Source organism: Arthrobacter sp. ISL-85 (genome assembly GCF_018613675.1).
GTDB lineage: Bacteria > Actinomycetota > Actinomycetes > Actinomycetales > Micrococcaceae > Arthrobacter.
In genome coordinates, this window is the sequence record NZ_JAGGPQ010000007.1 from 59,365 (window position 1) to 76,278 (window position 16,914).

Here is a 16,914-nt window from a genome sequence, read left to right on the forward strand (position 1 = left end):
GCGCCGATGGATCCCCAATCTGAACAGCCGGGCACGCCAGTGCAGGAGCAGGCTGCCAAGACCCCGCCCAAGCGCAAGGCAGGCGTGCCGGTATGGCGTACGGGCAAGCCTGATGCCTTCCTGGCTGCCGCGGTGGACACTGCCCGGGCCGCAGTGGAGGGCATTACGCCGGCAGCCACCATCGGGCCGCATCTGGCCGCCAAGAGTGAGGGTGACCGGTTGGTCACGCACCTGTTTGAGTCCCGGCTGCCCGGCTACGGCGGATGGCAGTGGTACGCGGTGCTGACCCGCAACTCCCGCTCCAAAGTGGTCACCGTCAACGAGCTGGGCCTGCTGCCGTCCGGGGATGCCATCCTGGCCCCGGAGTGGGTGCCGTGGGCCGAACGCGTCCGCCCCGAAGACCAGCAGCAGGAGTCCGAAGCGGACGCCAGGGAAACAGACGCCCCTGAAGCGGCCGGCCAGGAAACAGCGGACGCGGCGGAGGATTCAACCGACGACGCCGGCACGCAGGCTGGGGCCTGACCGCACTTTCGCCGGGAAACCGGCCCCCCTGAGGGGGTAACGTACGACGGCGCCGTCCGGGAAGAACCCGGGCGGCGCCGTCGTGCGTTATCTATTGCTGCTTCCGTTCCTACCTCCGCAGCTCGCCCACCACGTAGTCGATGCTGGCCAGCAGGGCGGAGACATCGCTGGGCTCAATGGCCACGAAGGTGGCGATGCGCAACTGGTTGCGGCCCAGCTTCCGGTAGGGCTCAGTGTCGACGATGCCGTTGGCGCGCAGGACCTTGGCCACTGCCGCGGCGTCCACTGACTCGTCGAAGTCGATGGTGGCGATGACGTTGGAGCGTTCCTCCGCCTTGCCAACGAAAGGGGTGGCGAAATCGGAGGCTTCGGCCCAGCTGTAGATGCGTCCGGCGGAGTCAGCGGTGCGCGCGGCGGCAAAGTCCAGGCCGCCGTTGGAGTTCAGCCACTGGACCTGGGCGTCCAGCGTGACCAGGGTGGACAGCGAGGGCGTGTTGTACGTCTGGTTCAGGCGGGAGTTGTCGATAGCGGTCTGGAGGTCCAGGAAGTCCGGGATCCATCGGTCGCTGGCCTTGATCCGCGCGGCGCGCTCGATCGCGGCGGGGGAGAACAGGCCAAGCCAGAGTCCGCCGTCGGAGGCAAAGTTCTTCTGGGGGGCGAAGTAGTAGACATCGCTCTGGGCAACGTCCACGTCCAGTCCGCCGGCCGCGGAGGTGGCGTCGATCAGGACCAGCGATCCATCGTCGGCTCCGGACACGCGCGTCACCGGGGCAGCCACACCGGTGGAAGTCTCATTCTGCGGCCAGGCGTAGACGTCGACGCCGGCCTCGGCCTGCGCTGCGGGACGGGTGCCCGGCTCGGACTTGATCATCGAGGAGGCATCCAGGAAAGGGGCCTTGTTGGTGGCCGCGGCGAACTTTGACCCGAACTCACCGAAGGACAGGTGCTGGGCCTTCTTCTCCACCAGGCCGAAGCTGGCGATATCCCAGAAAGCCGTGGATCCGCCGACGCCGAGGACTACCTCATAGCCCTCCGGGGCCCGGAAGAACTCGCTCAACCCTTCGCGGACCGACCCCACCAGGTTCTTTACCGGCGCCTGCCGGTGCGAGGTGCCGAGGATGGTTTTGGACGCTGCTGCCAGCGCATCGATCTGTTCCTGCCGGACCTTTGACGGGCCGGCGCCGAACCGCCCATCCGTGGGCAGCAGGTCGGCGGGGATCGTGATGCTGGTGTCGCTCACAGGTGCTCCAATTCGGCGGGGGACGAAGGCTTTGGTCTGGACGGGCGGGTAGTGGGTGGCCGGCAGCGTGCCGTGGCTGCGCAACAGGCCGTCCCCATTCTGCCTGAATGGCAGTGGGGAGCGGGAGCCGGAGGGGCCAAAGTCCAGACACTGAGACGCCCCTCCCGGGCATGGCTGTTCTGAGCCCGGCTATTCGGACAAACTCAAAATAGGCTAAGCTTTCCTCCGGACTACCTCGCGGGAAGAGGCGATACGGTGGGACAACGCAAGGTACTGCGCCCGAGGAGCTGAGCTGGATGACGGATCTGATCGACACTACGGAGATGTACCTCAGGACCATCCTGGAGCTTGAGGAAGAAAACATCGTTGCCCTTCGGGCCCGTATCGCCGAGCGTCTGCGCCACTCCGGCCCCACCGTGTCCCAGACGATCGGCAGGATGGAACGCGACGGGCTGGTTGTCGTCTCCGGTGACAGGCACCTGGAACTCACGGACACGGGCCGCAAGCGGGCTACCGAGGTGATGCGCAAGCACCGGCTGGCCGAACGCCTGCTGGCCGACGTGATCGGACTGGACTGGGCTTACGTGCATGACGAAGCCTGCCGCTGGGAACACGTGATGAGCGAGCGCGTTGAGCGGCGTATCTACGAGTTGTTGGACCACCCCACCGAATCGCCGTACGGCAACCCCATCCCCGGCCTCGCCGCCCTGGGCGGACAGGCTGCCACCTTCGCCGACGGCGCCATCAGCCTGGTGGAGGCAATGGGGAGCTACGCGCCCGCCTCCGCAGTGACCATCAGCCGGTTGGCCGAACCAATCCAGGTTGAACCGGAACTGCTGGCGCAACTGGACGAAGGCGGAATCCGGCCTGGCGCGGCAGTGGCGCTGGAACGCGTGGGTGATTACATCTCCGTGCGCGTATCCGGAATCGAAGGCGCACTGGAGCTGCCGCCTGAGGTCGCCGCGCATGTTTTTGTCGCCATCCGGCAGCCCTGAGCCGCCCTTCCTACCCCAGCGGGCGGCTTCCACGCAAAGATAACGGAATTGTTACCTAGGGTCTTAAGGCCCTATAGTGGAAGCAATCGTTGATACTTAAGCGTTACCCCGTCCGGAGCCGAGCTCTGCCAGCGGATTGGGTGCAAGAGTCGTTACTGGCAGAGGCGGGGGAACCACAAGCGGCAGCCGGGGGACTGCCTTGGGGTGAAGTCCGTCAGCAGCAAGCGTCTCCAGTGAAGGATTCTTCCGGGAATACCCCTGTGCAGAAGCTTGCCCATGACGGGCCGGGTCTTTGATCTCTCTGACCCGAATCCGACAGCTAACTCCGCAGGCTTTTCCAGAGAGGAACCTCCCTTGACCATGCAGACCTCCCGGGGCCGCCGCCGCGCGGCCGGCCCCCCTTCGGCACCCCGGGTTGTCGAAGATGCCGCAGCGGAGCGCCCCCGCGATCTGCATCGCGACGCGCGCCGCCGGAGGGGTCCGTTCCGGCAGGTGACGGAGTTCGCCGCCGCCAGCGGGATTGGCCAGAAGGCCGGAATTGCCCTGGCTGCCACCGGCCTGGTGCTGACGGTCACAGTACCCGCCACCGGTCCGGTCATGGCCATGGATGCGTCGGGCAATGCGCCCCTTGCTGCCTCCTCTGTCAGTCCACAGCCCCAGATCTCCGCCGATGTTGGAGCCCAGATCGACTTCAGCCGCTCGGCCGTGGTGACCCAGGCCGATCCGGACGGGAAGCTGAAGCAACTCCTGAGCGCGCAGTCCGCGGGCTCCGTTACGCGCGCCGCATCGGCCGGGACCTTGGCCGCCCCGCTTGCATCGCTCACCACCGCCTCGCCTTTTGGCTACCGGGTGAGCCCTATCACCGGCGGCTCCGGGGACTTCCACCGCGGCCAGGATTTCGTGGCGCAGTGCGGGACTTCGGTCCTGGCCGCCGCGACGGGCACCGTGACCTTCGCGGGCTGGCATCAGTTCGGCGGCGGTAACCGGGTGGTCATCGACCACGGCAATGGGCTGGAAACCACCTACAACCACCTGTCGTCCTTCAACGTCAAGGTGGGCCAGACTGTCTCCCGCGGGGACGTTGTGGCACTGAGCGGTACCACCGGCGCGTCCACCGGCTGCCACCTGCACTTCGAGGTGCAGGTCAATGGCGAAGTGGTCGATCCCATGGGCTGGCTGTAACCGAATGATTGTCAACTCTCAGATCCCAGCGACGCGCCGTGACCTGAATGTGACATTGAAACAAAACTGCTGTACCGTCTAACTCGCGTCAACTTTTCCGAAGTTGACGCTCTTGAGTGGATTGCCTAACTCTGCCACCGCTCAAGGTCCGTTCGCATTTCATCGTCTGGCAGGGGCGGGGGAACCAATTTTGGCCTTTCACTTCAGAAGGCCTTGGGGTTAAGTCACGAGCTTCCCAGGAAGCAATGTGGCCGGGTGACTCCCATCCGAATCCGACAGCTCACCTCGCAGGCATTGGGAGAGGCTACCTTCGTGTCTTCACGCCATCATTCTGCGCGCCACCGTGCGCAAACGGTTCGCACCAACCCCCTGGACGCCGTGTCCAAGGCCGTGAGTGCAAACGCCGGGAACGTAGGCCGCCAGGCCGCCGTCGTGGCAGCTGCATCGGGCCTCATCCTGAGCATGGGCCTGCCGGCCACCGCAGCAGACACCACCGCTGGCGTCTCGGCCTCCACCGAGTCCGGTTCGGCCCAGACGGCCCTCGCCGTCACCGCGGCCCCCACGGCCACGGTTTCCTTCGAACGTCCTGCCGTCAAGACCACCGCCGCTCCCAAGGTGGAAGCGGTGCGTCCCCAGTCCACCGCTACGGCCGAACGCGCAGCGACGGCCAGCGGAAGCCAGGACGCTGCCCCGGCCGCCAAGGCCGCGGAGACCGTATCCGCCGCGACCTCCGGCATTGCAGCCATCGCCTACACCGGCATCGGCCACTCCTACGTGTGGGGCGGCACCAGCCCGGTCACCGGCTGGGACTGCTCCGGGTTCGTTCAGTGGGCCTACGCGCAGGCGGGGATCAGCATCCCCCGCACCAACGCGTGGAGCATCATGGCTCCCACCTCCACCCCGCAGCCGGGCGACCTCGTTGTCCAGAACGGCGGCGCACACGTGGGCATCTACGTCGGCAACGGCATGATGATCAGCGCACTCAACCCCTCCCAGGGCACGCTGCTCCACTCGCCTGCAGCCACCGGTACCTCGGCGTACTACCACCTCAACAAGTAGTTCTTGGGCTCCTCGCTCCAAGGGCTATTTCTTTGCCAAAGCTTCTTCACTAGTAACCACATCCCCGTTCGGGACGTGCCGGCGTACCCCCAAGATGCCGGCGCGTCCACGCCCCTTTGCCTGCCTACCCGCGGTTCGAAGGAAAAACGAAAGAGAGAACTGATGACGACTCGTGCTACCGCACGGCACCGCGCCGAGGTCACCAAAACCAACTCGATCGCTGTCATTGCCAAAGCTGTCAGCGACAACGCCGGTGGCATGGGCCGCCAGGCCGCAGTTATCGCTGCCGCTTCGGGCCTGGTCCTGACCAGCGGCATCGCGGCAAACGCTGCAGACGCCAACATCAAGCGCGATTCCGCTCCGGCATCCCAGCTGGAAGTTGAATCCGCGGTCGACGCTCCGATTTCCGCGGCTTCCACCATCGCCATCAGCTACGAGAAGCCTGCCGTCACCACCACGCCGGCTCCGGTAGTCGAACCTGAGCCCCAGGTCCAGGTGCAGGAAGCTGCTCCCGCTGCCCCTGCCGCCCAGCCCGTTGCGGCTCCCAAGGCCACGGCCAAGGTTGTTACCACCGCTGCTCCTGCCGCTCCCGCGGCCCAGGTTTCCGCCAGCGGCAAGGGTGCGGCAATCCTCTCCGCCGCTTACGCCCAGCTTGGCGTGCACCAGGACTGCACCATGCTGGTAACCAACGCACTGGCCGCCGTCGGGATCCACTTCCACGACTGGCCCGCCGGCTACCTGTCACTGGGTGACACCGTGCCCATGTCCCAGGCCCAGCCCGGTGACCTGCTGTACTACGCTGACGGCGGCGGCGGCATGGCCCACATCGCCGTTTACGCCGGAAACGGCATGGCCGTGCACGGCGGCTTCAACGGCAATGACACCGTGGTCTTCAGCGCGAATGTTGGCTCGGGACCGGTTGCCATCCGCGTAAGGTAGGCATTCCGGTGCCGGCCTGTACCAGCACTGGCCACGCCTAAGCCCAAGGGACCCCCGCCATCGGCGTGAGGGTCCTTTGATCTTTTAAGGGAGTTTCGCGCCGGCACGGAGTCTTTTCCTTATCTGGGTCCGGAACAGGCCCCTGGGGCGGCGATTACCTGATTCTGCATTTCTTTGTTTACTCTTGTGATGTCGATCCATAGCCCGGATATGCCGGGGGCAGCCGGCCCTCGTGCCCCTGACGGGTGCGGCCGTAAAGAGGTAAGTGCATGCGCACTCTCGTTCTGAATGCTGGATATGAACCGCTGGCGGTCATTACTTTCCGCCGGGCGCTGGTGCTTGTGCTGACGGGCAAGGCAAGTGTGGTGGCCGAAGGGGATGACCCGGTGGTAGGCCCCACCGACGTCCTGGGCCGCCCGTCCGTGATCCTCCTCAACCGCTACATCCGGCCCCGGTACAACCACTCAACGGCAGTCAGCCGCAGGGGCGTACTCCGTCGCGACGGGCACAAGTGCGCCTACTGCGGCAAAGCGGCGCACACCATTGACCACGTACACCCGAAGTCACGGGGCGGCGCCGATTCGTGGGAGAACCTGGTGGCCGCCTGCCTGCGGTGCAACAACGTCAAGGGCGACCATACTCCCGCTGAGATGGGGTGGACCCTGCGGTTCGTTCCCGCGCCGCCGCACGGGACTATCTGGCAGATCAAGGAACTGGAGAAGCCGACGCCTGCCTGGGATCCGTTCCTGCTTCCGGAGCGGGCTGCCTGACTGCTCAGTGATGGTGCTGATCGCTAGGCTGGGGGAATGCAGGAAAACAGGTTGGCCTTCGATGCCGTGATCCTGGCCGGGGGACGGTCATCCCGCTTGGGCGGGATACCAAAGCAGTCGTTGGTCTTCCGCGGCCAGACCCTCCTTGACCGCGCCATAGCCGCGGCGGCAGGTGCCCGGCAGACCGTGGTCGTCGGCGATGCTGGATCCCCGCCCGGTGAGGCCCGGGCCGCACAGCTGCCCCCGGCAACCCGGCCTCCCGCCTTGCTGACCTGCCGGGAGGAGCCGCCGTTCGCTGGGCCCGCGGCTGCAATCGCCGCGGGCCTGGACACCCTGGCCAGGAATGGGGGAGGTGCCCCGTACTCCCTGGTGCTGGCGTGCGACATGCCGCTGGCTTCGCAAGCCCTGACAGTCCTGCAGGATGCACTCGGGCAGTCCGCTGCCGCCGCAGGTGGGGCAGGCGGTGTGATGGCCTGTGCCGAGGACGGGAGGGCCCAGCCACTGGCGGGTTTTTACAGCACGGCTGAGTTAACAAAGGCCTGCCGTGACCTGGCGGCCCGCAACGCCCTGGTCAACGGTTCAGTCAGGGCGCTCCTTGCTAGTCTGGACGTGCAGCTTGTCACAGTCCCCGCCGGGTCCACGTCCGATGTGGACACCTGGGACGATGCTGCCGCGCTGGGGATTGCTGCCGGGAACCAGTGTGCAGGGCAGGACCGGCGCACGGGCGAAGCTAACGTGGGAGGCAATTCGTGAAAAGCCAGGATGAAACGCTGGAAGAGTGGTGCAGGGCGCTTCTCCAGGCGTACAAACTTGAGGACGTCCAGGTGGATGTCAATGCTGTGCTGGCGCTTGCAGGCGTCGCCGCCCACGCGGTTGTCCGGCCGGCCGCGCCGCTCACCACCTTCATTGCCGGCTTCGCCGCCGGCCTTGCTGCCGCTCCCGGCCGGGAGCTGGATGCGGCTTCAATGGACGCGGCGCTGGCCGTTGCCCGTTCCCTGGCGGCAGACTACGACGCTGAAGCTGCCGGGACTCCCGGCGAATGACGGCAGAACCCCACAGCGATCCGGAGGCGCCGCAAAGCACTGAAGCCGAGGCAAAAGCGGAAACAACTGAACAGGCGCATGCTGCCCACCACCATGCGGCCCACACCTGGGAAGAGGCCCGGCAGGCTGCGTTCGATGCAGCAACCCCCATTCCCCCCGGCCCCGTGGCGCTTGGGATGGCGCTGGGCCGCAAACTTGACCAGGACATCGTGGCCCTCCAGGACATGCCCCACTACGCATCGTCGGCCATGGACGGCTGGGCCGTCAATGGAAGCGGCCCGTGGATCCCGGTGGAGCCCGGAATCCGGCTGGCACCGCACCAGGCGAGCCCCATTGCCACCGGCGGCCTTATCCCACCTGGCGGCAAGGCAGTTCTCCGCACCGAGAATGCCGTCCTTGGCAAGGATGATGAGGGGCTCCCCGTCCTGATGGCCGGCGGCAAGGCGCGTCCCGGCGAGCCCCGCGCGGGGGAACACATCCGGAAGGCCGGGGAGGAAGCGCTGGAAGGGGATCCCCTGGTCAAGGCTGGAGTGGAACTCAACCCCGCCCACCTGGCCCTGGCAGCCCTGGCCGGCTACGACGAAGTGCAGGTCCAGGGGAAGCCGGTGGTCCGCCTGGTGCTGACGGGGTCAGAGGTGGTGGAACAGGGCATGCCGGTCCCCGGCCAGGTGCGCGACACTTTCGGTCCGCAGCTGCCGGAGGTCGTGGCCATGCTGGGCGGCATCGCTGGCGGCCGTCAGCGGATCGGCGATTCCTACGCCGAATGGCTGGCGGCGCTTGAAGACGTGCTGCCGGAGGTGCCCGGGGCGCCGGACCTGCCTGCCGACGTCGTAATCACCACCGGAGGAACCGGACGCTCAGGAACGGACCATCTCCGGCGGGCAGTGGGGGAACTCGGGGGCCGGCTGATCATCGACGGGGTGGCCATGCGGCCGGGACACCCGGCGGTTCTCGCCGAACTGCCGGACGGCCGCTTTGTCCTGGGACTTCCCGGCAACCCGCTGGCGGCAATGATGGCGCTCTCCACCGTTGGGGCTCCGCTGCTGGCCGCATTGGGGCACCGCGGCATGCCGGCGGTACAGGAAGTGCCGTGCGGGACACTGATCGAGCCGGAGCTTGGCCGTACCCGGCTTATGCCGTTCCGGCTGCTGTACGGCATGGCTTCCCCGGCGCAGCATACGGGACCTGGAATGATGCGCGGCCTGGCAGCCGCTGACGGGGTGCTGGTGGTGCCGCCGCACGGTGTGCAGCTGGGTGAGATGGTGCCCGCTTTCGCCCTGCCATGGGGACCGCCCATTCCGCGCCCCGGTGACGGGCAGGCCAAAGCCAAACCGCGAAGCAACGCCCGCACCGGACAGCCCAAGCCCAAGCAGCAACCCAGCGGCCCCGTGGACTGGAGCGCACTCCTGGGCTGAGGACGTTGGGGCTCGGCCTTTCGGCCGGGGTTCCTGGGCTAAGGCAGGCTCTGTTGGTGCCATGATGGAGTAATGAACAGGCAGGGTGGAACATGGGACGCGTGACCCAGCGCCGCAGGGTGCACAAGTATGTCCTGGACGGTTCTCCGGGGGCCCTGGAGTACCCCGTCCGCCACCGGGAAGACATTCTCGCAGTGGAGGAGCCGCTGGAAATCCGGCTGGGCGGGCTTTCCTACTCGGTCACCATGCGGACGCCGGGTGACGACTTTGATCTGGTGGCCGGTTTTTTGGTGTCAGAGGGGGTCATCTGGGCGCCCGAACAACTGGTGTCGCTGCGATTCTGCGCCGGTGAGGACGAGAACGGCGTCCAGACGTTCAACGTGGTGGAGGCGCAGTTGCGGCCTGACGTTCCACTCCCCGACACCGGCCGCAGGGTCTACACGTCCAGTTCCTGCGGCATTTGCGGGACGGATTCCATCCAAGCGGTCCAGAAGTCCTCCCACCACAGCCCGCAGGCGGACCCGCTGACGGTCGATGCCAAGGTTCTGGCCTCCCTGCCAGGGCTGCTGCGAAAGTCCCAGCGCGTCTTTGACGATACGGGCGGCGTGCACGCGGCGGGCCTGTTCAGGATCGACGACGACGGCGAACCACGACTCCTGTGCCTGCGCGAGGACGTGGGCCGGCACAATGCCGTGGACAAAGTAGTGGGCTGGGCGCTGCGCGAAGGCCTCCTGCCGTTGACCGGGACAGTCCTCCAAGTGTCCGGCAGGGCGTCCTTCGAACTGGTGCAGAAAGCCTCCCTTGCCGGGATCCCGGTCCTGGCTGCCGTCAGCGCCCCTTCCAGCCTTGCCGTGGAACTGGCAGAGGCAAACGGGCTGACCGTGGCTGGATTCAGCAGGGGCACCAGTTTCAATATCTATGCCGGGGACTCCCGGATCCTGCGGCCCGAACCCGCGGTGCCAAGAACCTAGTGCCGCCGACGCCTGGGCTGACCCGCTGGATAAGCTCAGGGGGGTTGGTTGCCGTGCCGTCAGCGGGTAGATTTGTCCATCGAATGGACCCGATGATCCAGTCTCCAGCCTAAAGAGGACCTATATTGCATGACGACCGCAGGATCACGGAAGTCCGCCTGGCGCGGTTTGTGCGCGAGCGCATTGCCCCTGCCGTTTACACCAGGACAGTCCCGCTGACCCTGAGCAGTTGGGAAGTACCCGGGGAACCGGTCCCCGCCCTCGAGGCGATGAGGCAGGAGTTCCGGCCGCAAGAGCACGGTGCTCCCTGGGGACGGCCGTGGGGCACCACGTGGCTGCGGCTGCAGGGGGAGGTGCCCGAATCCTGGGGCGGCGGCCCGGACACCACTGTGGAGGTGGTGGTGGACCTGGGGTTTACCACCGAGGCTCCCGGGTTCCAGTGCGAGGGCATCGCCTGGCGACCCGATGGCAGCATCGTCAAGGCAATCTCGCCCCGCAACCAGTACGTCCCGCTCAAGCTGTTGGGAAGCGGCATGGCGGTGGACTTCTACGTGGAGGCGGCCGCGAATCCGGACATGGCGCAGGGCTGGACCTTCGCTGCCACGCCGCTGGGTGACAAGGCGACCGCCGGGGGAGCCCCGCAGTACCGGCTGGGCACCATTGCCATCGCTGAACTAAACCAGTGCGTGTGGGAACTCCAGCAGGATGTCTGGACCCTTGCCGGCCTCATGGAGCAGCTTCCGCTGGAGCTCCCGCGCCGCCATGAGATCCTCCGTGCCCTCGAACGCATGATGGACGTGATGGACCCCGACGACGTCCCCGGGACTGCGGCGGCCGGGCGGCGGGCGCTCGCCGACGTCCTGGCAAGGCCCGCATATGCTTCCGCGCACCAGCTGGTTGCCACCGGGCATGCGCACATAGACTCCGCCTGGCTCTGGCCGGTCAGGGAAACCATCCGCAAATGCGCCAGGACGTTCTCCAATGTGGTGGCCCTGATGGACGAAGACCCCGGCTTTGTCTTCTCCTGTTCGTCCGCACAGCAGCTGGCCTGGATCAAGGAGCTGTACCCGGACTTGTTCAGCCGGATCCGGGAAAAGGTACGCGCAGGTCAGTTCGTCCCGGTTGGCGGCATGTGGGTGGAATCGGATACCAACATGCCCGGCGGCGAAGCCATGGCCAGGCAGTTCGTCGAGGGCAAGGGATTCTTCCTCGCGGAGTTTGGCATTGAGTGCAGGGAGGCATGGCTCCCGGATTCGTTCGGCTACAGTGCGGCCCTGCCACAGATCGTGAAGGCCGCGGGCAGCCGCTGGTTCCTCACGCAGAAAATCTCGTGGAACCAGACCAACCGGATGCCCCACCACACCTTCAACTGGGAGGGAATCGACGGCACCCGGCTGTTCACCCACTTCCCGCCGGTGGACACCTACAACTCGGACCTCAGCGGCAGGGACCTGGCCCACGCCGAGCGCAACTACCGGGACCACGGCCGCGGCACGGTGTCGCTGGTGCCCTTCGGCTATGGCGACGGCGGCGGCGGCCCCACGCGCGAAATGCTCGCCGCCGCCGCCCGTACGGCGGACCTGGAAGGATCACCCAAGGTCCGCATCGGTTCCGCGGAAAGCTTCTTCCGGCAGGCCGAAGAAGACTACCCTGTCCTGCCGGTCTGGGTGGGTGAGATGTACCTGGAGCTGCACCGCGGCACGTACACCAGCCAGGCGCGCACCAAGAAAGGAAACCGGCGCAGCGAGCACCTGCTGCGCGAGGCGGAATTGTGGTGTGCCACGGCTGCTGTCCGCGCGGGCGGTGACTACGACTACCCTGGTGCCGAGCTTAAGCGCCTATGGCAGCTGGTGCTGCTGCAGCAGTTCCATGACATCCTTCCCGGCAGCTCCATAGCCTGGGTCCATCAGGACGCCGAACGGAACTACCAGGCCATTGAAGCCGCCCTGGAGTCGCTGATCAGCCGCGCCGCCGCGGCCATGCTGGGCTCCGGAGACCGCCGGTTCCTGCTCAACGCCGCACCGCATGCCAGGGACGGGGTACCCGCACTGGCGGCGGGAGAACCGGCGTTGTACGCGGAACCGGTCCATGCCACCCCGCATGATGGCGGCTACATCCTGGACAATGGCATCATCCGGGCCGTGGTGGATGCCGATGGACTTCTCTGCTCCCTGCGGGACTACGCAAGCGGCCGGGAAGCGATCGCCCCCGGCCAGCACGGAAACCTGCTGGAACTGCACCGGGATACCCCCAACGAGTGGGATGCCTGGGACATCGATGAGTTCTACCGGCGAAACGTCACACAGCTGGTCCACGCGGAATCGGTCCGGCTTGCCAACGAAGGCGGCAGCGCCGTCGTGGTGGTGGAACGGCTGGCAGGGGCCTCGCCGCTGACCCAGCGCCTCACGCTCGCCCCCGGCAGCCCGTCACTGGAAATCACCACCTCCGTGGACTGGCAGGAGCGCGAAAAACTGCTGAAGCTTGGCTTTGCCCTCGACGTGCGGGCCGATCGGTCCGCTGCCGAAACGCAGTTCGGCCACGTTTTCCGGCCCACGCACACCAACACGTCGTGGGAGGCTGCGAAGTTCGAAATCTGCGCCCACCGCTGGATCCACGTGGGTGAACCCGGTTATGGGGTGGCCGTGTCCAACTCAGCCACCTACGGCCACGACGTTGGCAGGAGCATCAGGGCGGCCGACGGCGGGACCACCACCACGGTGCGCCTGTCCCTGCTGCGGGCCCCCAAGTTCCCGGACCCGGACGCAGACCGGGGACGCCACGAGTTGACAGTGGCCATTCGCCCGGGTGCTGATATTGCCGATGCCGTCCAGGAAGGGTACCGGACCAACCTTGCACCCCGGCTGGTCAGTGGGGCTGCCCCGGTGGAGCCGCTCTTCTCCCTCAACAACCCTGCCCTGGTCATTGAAGCGGTCAAGCTGGCGCAGGACGGCTCGGGCGACGTGGTGGTCCGGCTCTATGAGTCTCTGGGGCAGCGTTCCACGGGGAGCATCACGGCGAACTTCGGCGTCCGGGACATTGCGCCCACGGACCTCCTGGAGCGAACTATCGAGACCCCCGGAGTTGAGCCCACCGGCGCCGGTGCCGTGCTCACGCTCCGGCCGTTCCAGCTGGTGACGTTGAGGTTTGCCCGGAAGTAGGTGTGCGGGCTGTGGGGCGGCTCCGTCCCGCTGAAAGGGGCCCTTAAACAGGCTGAGTGGGGGCGGTCCCCAACGATCCGCCACCACTCATCCCCCCAATGTGTGCAAAGGCCCCCGGGGCAGCGGCGTTTCAGAATTTATCCCCGTTCAAAAACGCATACCGGCCCCGCCTTCACACATTCATGATTGTGTCACAGTCTAATGATTTTGTGAAAGCCCGTGAAGGTTACGTTTCGGTAGATGTCTTCCGGCTGCGCGCAGGACGTCCACTGAGCACCTTGGCTGCCCAGATCAGGGCCAGTCCGAGGACGTAGCAGAGCACTGCCGTGTAGTTGATAATGAACTGGAGTGCCTTGAGGCCGGGTGGCAGGACAGGGAAGAACATTGTGAGCGCCACCGCCACGCCGCCCAGTGCGAGGAGCGCGGCGGCGATGCGCACCAGGACCGGCAGCCGGTCGCGTATGGCCCGAACCATGGCGGGCAGGAGGGCCAGCGCGACGAAGGCGGGATAGGCGCGGCCGGCGGCGCCGTAGTATTCCACCAGCGCGAAATGCCGCGGGTCCTTGGCTGAGATGTCCAGGAGTCCAGCAGAGGAGCCGGCGGTGTCCATAAGGAGGAATATGGTGACCAGCACGGCGGAGATGGCCAGCAACACTGTGATGCCGGCCTTCCCGGTGATCAGCCGGTAAGCCTTGTCCGCGCCGAAGCCGCGCGACACCCGGACCCCGAGGAAATAGATGGCCCCGAAGATCACGAACCGCAGCAGCAGGTTGGCGATATTTGTTCCGCCCAAGGCGCTGTCAATGATGAGGTAAGGCTCCTGAATGCTCAACAGGATCGCCAGGGTCATCATGGCGAAGATGCCAAACAGGGAGCGGTTCTCGCCGCGGAGGGTGCTGGGAATCCGGGCCGCTGCAATGACTGCGCAAATCGCCAGCGTGGTCCATTGAAGGGTTTCGATCATCCCAGGTTCTCCCAAATCTTTTCTGTCTGCGCCTGGTCCTGCTCCTGCCTGCGCAATACTTTGCCCAGTGCTTGAAGCCTGTCTCCTGCAAGCGCTGTGAGTTCTCCATCGGAGAGGCTGTCAAGTGCCTCCTGCCGGGCTCCGGGCGGCCAGCCGGCCTCTTCCTCCGTGATGATACCGGTCGCCACCAGCCCTCCGGCGGGTCCCACCCCGGCGGCCAACGCCGTGGCCATGGCAAGTTCGGGGGACAACCGGTTGGCGGTCAACTGGGCGGAATAGTTCTGCGGGGCCACGCCGGTGGAGGCCGATACGCGGTGCCGGACCTCGCCGTCGTCGATCGCGTCAACCCAGTTCTTCACAGAGGTGGCGTGCGGGGCAGGGCTGAGGGCGGGTGCGGCCGCGCCGCGGGAGGCGTCCATGGCTGGCCGGGCCAGGAGCGCCCGGAGGAGGTCTGCGCTCGAAATCTGGCTTACCAGCTCGTTCCTGCTGGGCGGGCGGGGCGGACCTGCCAGTGCGGTGTAGGCGTCGAACCCGGCAAGTGCTGCCACCGGGTTGATGCTGTAGGCGCGGCTGATGCTGACCACCGTGCTCACGGAGACCTTTCCCCGAACCAGCTGCTGGGCCAGGGTGGTCCGCTTGATCCCCGAAACCCTGCAGACGTCTGCGGTGCTGGCATCCGGTGCGATGCTTTGCAGCCAGCGCTGGAACGCCTTGGCGGAAAGGGTCATGGGGGGGCTCTCTGCGGAAACGGGTGGGTGATGACGATTTTACCGTGCCCGCCTGCCGGGCCTGCCCGGGGACTCGGCGCCACGGATTTTGCCCATGGCCCACATTCGTCTATAGTTGATGGTCGAGCCCGCTGGTCCGTACACCCCCCAAGTCCGGACCAGCGGGCTCTTCTATGTCCTGCAGCCCCAGCGGCGCCGCGGCCGCTTTTCGCCGCCTCTGCCGGCCGTCAACGGCTGTCCGGGCAGCGGCGAAAGGACGAATCGATGACTGCAACCCTTGTTGCCAAGGACGTCTCCGGCGGCCATGGGCACCGCATGCTTTTTTCCGGGCTCTCGCTGACTGTGGCCCCCGGCGACGTGGTCGGAGTCGTGGGCGCAAACGGCGCCGGAAAATCCACCCTGCTGCGTCTCCTTGCCGGTGTCGACCAGCCACAGGGAGGCTCCGTCAGCCTTGCCCCGGCCGACGCCTTCGTTGGCTGGCTGCCGCAGGAACATGAGCGCGTCCAGGGTGAAACAGTGGCAAGCTACATTGCCCGCCGCACCGGCTGCGCGGCCGCCACCCTTGAGATGGAATCCACCGCGGAGGGGTTGGGCTCAGGTGCCCCCGGGGCTGATGATGCCTACGCCCGCGCCTTTGACCGGTGGATGGCCTCCGGTGCCGCCGATCTGGATGACAGGATCCCCGCTGTGCTTGCCGGGCTGGGGCTGGACGCCGGCCCCGAATCGCTGATGACCGGGCTGTCCGGCGGCCAGGCGGCCCGGGTGGCGCTGGCTGCCCTGCTGCTGAGCCGCTTCGATGTGGTGCTGCTGGACGAGCCCACCAATGACCTCGATCTCGCCGGCCTGGCCACCCTTGAAAACTTTGTGACGGGGCTGCGCGGCGGAGTGGTCCTGGTCAGCCACGACCGTGAATTCCTGGCCCGCTGCGTGACCAGAGTGGTTGAGCTGGACCTGGCCCAGAACAGCGTGGACGTGTACGACGGCGGCTACGACGCCTTCCTGGAGGAACGCGCGGTGGCGCGGCGGCACGCCCGTGAGAAGTATGACGAGTTCGCTGCCACCAAGGCGGACCTGGTGTCACGGGCCCGGACCCAGCGGGAGTGGAGTTCGCAGGGTGTCCGGAACGCCATGAAGAAGAGCCCTGACAACGACAAGATCCGTCGCGCCGCGAGCACGGAGTCCTCAGAGAAGCAGGCGCAGAAGGTCCGCCAGATGGAATCGCGCATCGCCAGGCTGGACGCCGTGGAGGAGCCCCGGAAGGAATGGCAGCTCCAGTTCAGCATCGGCCAGGCGCCGCGCTCCAGTGCAGTGGTGGCCACCCTGCGCAACGCCGTGGCACGCCAGGGCACCTTTACGCTGGGACCGGTGAACCTCCAGCTCAACGGAGGTGAGCGCATTGGTATCACGGGACCGAACGGTGCCGGAAAGTCCACCCTGCTGCGCCTTCTGCTGGGAACCCAGGCACCGGAGGACGGCGACGCTTCGATGGGTGCCACCGTCGCCGTCGGCGAAATCGACCAGGCCCGCGGGCTGCTCGACGGCGCCCTGCCTCTGGGTGACGCCGTCGAAGCCTTGCTGGCCGACTGGAACAGTGCCGATGTGCGCACCCTTTTGGCAAAGTTCGGCCTCAAGGCGGACCACACGTCGCGGGCCGTGGATTCGCTGTCGCCGGGGGAGCGGACGCGGGCAGCCCTGGCGCTGCTCCAGGCGCGCGGGGTGAACCTGCTGGTGCTGGACGAACCCACCAACCACCTCGACCTGCCGGCCATTGAGCAGCTGGAAGAGGCCCTTGAAAGCTACGACGGAGCGCTGCTGCTGGTCACCCACGACCGCCGGCTGCTGGAAAACGTCCGACTCGACTACCGGTGGCACCTGGAAGACGGCAAAGTCCAGGAGCTCCACCACACTGCAAGCCAGGAGAAATAAAG

General features: G+C 66.6%; 15 protein-coding genes and 2 riboswitches. Of the genes, 12 read left to right on the forward strand and 3 right to left on the reverse strand.

Annotated elements, in window-relative coordinates; all coding sequences use genetic code 11:
• Positions 1 to 6: 6 nt before the first annotated feature.
• Positions 7 to 522: a DUF3027 domain-containing protein gene (locus J7I84_RS05980; RefSeq protein ID WP_251046191.1), complete on the forward strand. Its 516-nt coding sequence runs from the start codon at positions 7 to 9 to the stop codon at positions 520 to 522.
• A 109-nt stretch (positions 523 to 631) separates the two neighbouring features.
• Here J7I84_RS05980 and serC read toward each other — a convergent pair whose 3' ends face one another.
• Positions 632 to 1,762 (reverse strand): phosphoserine transaminase, encoded by a 1,131-nt coding sequence (gene serC, locus J7I84_RS05985; protein WP_214941986.1) that lies wholly within the window; start codon positions 1,760 to 1,762, stop codon positions 632 to 634.
• Positions 1,763 to 2,058: 296 nt separating this feature from the next.
• Between serC and J7I84_RS05990 the strand changes: the two genes are divergently transcribed.
• From J7I84_RS05990 to J7I84_RS06035, 10 genes are all read left to right on the forward strand, one after another.
• Complete coding sequence (locus J7I84_RS05990) at positions 2,059 to 2,757, forward strand: metal-dependent transcriptional regulator (protein WP_214941989.1); 699 nt, start codon at positions 2,059 to 2,061, stop codon at positions 2,755 to 2,757.
• Between the two features lie 106 nt (positions 2,758 to 2,863).
• A riboswitch (cyclic di-AMP (ydaO/yuaA leader) is annotated at positions 2,864 to 3,107 on the forward strand.
• 10 nt (positions 3,108 to 3,117) lie between these two features.
• Positions 3,118 to 3,939 carry a M23 family metallopeptidase gene (locus J7I84_RS05995; RefSeq protein ID WP_214942339.1) on the forward strand — a complete coding sequence of 274 codons (822 nt, stop codon included), beginning with the start codon at positions 3,118 to 3,120 and terminating at the stop codon, positions 3,937 to 3,939.
• Between the two features lie 112 nt (positions 3,940 to 4,051).
• Positions 4,052 to 4,247: riboswitch (cyclic di-AMP (ydaO/yuaA leader) on the forward strand.
• A 70-nt stretch (positions 4,248 to 4,317) separates the two neighbouring features.
• Positions 4,318 to 4,998: a C40 family peptidase gene (locus J7I84_RS06000; protein ID WP_214942342.1), complete on the forward strand. Its 681-nt coding sequence runs from the start codon at positions 4,318 to 4,320 to the stop codon at positions 4,996 to 4,998.
• 162 nt (positions 4,999 to 5,160) lie between these two features.
• Positions 5,161 to 5,937: an NlpC/P60 family protein gene (locus J7I84_RS06005; RefSeq protein ID WP_214941992.1), complete on the forward strand. Its 777-nt coding sequence runs from the start codon at positions 5,161 to 5,163 to the stop codon at positions 5,935 to 5,937.
• A gap of 269 nt (positions 5,938 to 6,206) precedes the next feature.
• Positions 6,207 to 6,707, forward strand: a complete 501-nt coding sequence (locus tag J7I84_RS06010) for an HNH endonuclease (protein WP_142120031.1) — start codon at positions 6,207 to 6,209, stop codon at positions 6,705 to 6,707.
• A gap of 36 nt (positions 6,708 to 6,743) precedes the next feature.
• Positions 6,744 to 7,460, forward strand: a complete 717-nt coding sequence (locus J7I84_RS06015; protein WP_251046192.1) for a molybdenum cofactor guanylyltransferase — start codon at positions 6,744 to 6,746, stop codon at positions 7,458 to 7,460.
• Complete coding sequence (locus J7I84_RS06020) at positions 7,457 to 7,750, forward strand: DUF6457 domain-containing protein (protein ID WP_214941995.1); 294 nt, start codon at positions 7,457 to 7,459, stop codon at positions 7,748 to 7,750. Before J7I84_RS06015 ends, J7I84_RS06020 begins: the two co-directional genes overlap by 4 nt.
• Positions 7,747 to 9,165 carry a molybdopterin molybdotransferase MoeA gene (locus J7I84_RS06025; protein ID WP_214941998.1) on the forward strand — a complete coding sequence of 473 codons (1,419 nt, stop codon included), beginning with the start codon at positions 7,747 to 7,749 and terminating at the stop codon, positions 9,163 to 9,165. Before J7I84_RS06020 ends, J7I84_RS06025 begins: the two co-directional genes overlap by 4 nt.
• 92 nt (positions 9,166 to 9,257) lie before the next feature.
• Positions 9,258 to 10,136 (forward strand): formate dehydrogenase accessory sulfurtransferase FdhD, encoded by an 879-nt coding sequence (gene fdhD / locus J7I84_RS06030; protein ID WP_214942001.1) that lies wholly within the window; start codon positions 9,258 to 9,260, stop codon positions 10,134 to 10,136.
• Between the two features lie 125 nt (positions 10,137 to 10,261).
• Positions 10,262 to 13,294, forward strand: a complete 3,033-nt coding sequence (locus J7I84_RS06035; protein WP_214942004.1) for a glycoside hydrolase family 38 C-terminal domain-containing protein — start codon at positions 10,262 to 10,264, stop codon at positions 13,292 to 13,294.
• A 226-nt stretch (positions 13,295 to 13,520) separates the two neighbouring features.
• Here J7I84_RS06035 and J7I84_RS06040 read toward each other — a convergent pair whose 3' ends face one another.
• Complete coding sequence (locus tag J7I84_RS06040; RefSeq protein ID WP_214942007.1) at positions 13,521 to 14,258, reverse strand: hypothetical protein; 738 nt, start codon at positions 14,256 to 14,258, stop codon at positions 13,521 to 13,523.
• Positions 14,255 to 14,986, reverse strand: a complete 732-nt coding sequence (locus J7I84_RS06045) for a hypothetical protein (protein ID WP_214942010.1) — start codon at positions 14,984 to 14,986, stop codon at positions 14,255 to 14,257. The genes J7I84_RS06040 and J7I84_RS06045 overlap by 4 nt, the downstream gene beginning before the upstream one ends.
• 264 nt (positions 14,987 to 15,250) lie before the next feature.
• Between J7I84_RS06045 and J7I84_RS06050 the strand changes: the two genes are divergently transcribed.
• On the forward strand, positions 15,251 to 16,912 hold the full coding sequence (locus tag J7I84_RS06050; protein WP_214942013.1) for an ABC-F family ATP-binding cassette domain-containing protein: 1,662 nt from the start codon (positions 15,251 to 15,253) through the stop codon (positions 16,910 to 16,912).
• Positions 16,913 to 16,914 lie beyond the last annotated feature (2 nt).

Excerpts from the sequence above, each read along its gene's own strand:
- J7I84_RS05980 (WP_251046191.1), top strand. The coding sequence starts at position 7 with ATGGATCCCCAATCTGAACAGCCGGGCACGCCAGTGCAGGAGCAGGCT.
- J7I84_RS05990 (WP_214941989.1), top strand. The coding sequence starts at position 2,059 with ATGACGGATCTGATCGACACTACGGAGATGTACCTCAGGACCATCCTG.
- J7I84_RS05995 (WP_214942339.1), top strand. The coding sequence starts at position 3,118 with ATGCAGACCTCCCGGGGCCGCCGCCGCGCGGCCGGCCCCCCTTCGGCA.
- J7I84_RS06005 (WP_214941992.1), top strand. The coding sequence starts at position 5,161 with ATGACGACTCGTGCTACCGCACGGCACCGCGCCGAGGTCACCAAAACC.
- J7I84_RS06010 (WP_142120031.1), top strand. The coding sequence starts at position 6,207 with ATGCGCACTCTCGTTCTGAATGCTGGATATGAACCGCTGGCGGTCATT.
- J7I84_RS06015 (WP_251046192.1), top strand. The coding sequence starts at position 6,744 with ATGCAGGAAAACAGGTTGGCCTTCGATGCCGTGATCCTGGCCGGGGGA.
- J7I84_RS06025 (WP_214941998.1), top strand. The coding sequence starts at position 7,747 with ATGACGGCAGAACCCCACAGCGATCCGGAGGCGCCGCAAAGCACTGAA.
- fdhD (WP_214942001.1), top strand. The coding sequence starts at position 9,258 with ATGGGACGCGTGACCCAGCGCCGCAGGGTGCACAAGTATGTCCTGGAC.
- J7I84_RS06040 (WP_214942007.1), bottom strand. The coding sequence starts at position 14,258 with ATGATCGAAACCCTTCAATGGACCACGCTGGCGATTTGCGCAGTCATT.
- J7I84_RS06045 (WP_214942010.1), bottom strand. The coding sequence starts at position 14,986 with ATGACCCTTTCCGCCAAGGCGTTCCAGCGCTGGCTGCAAAGCATCGCA.
- J7I84_RS06050 (WP_214942013.1), top strand. The coding sequence starts at position 15,251 with ATGACTGCAACCCTTGTTGCCAAGGACGTCTCCGGCGGCCATGGGCAC.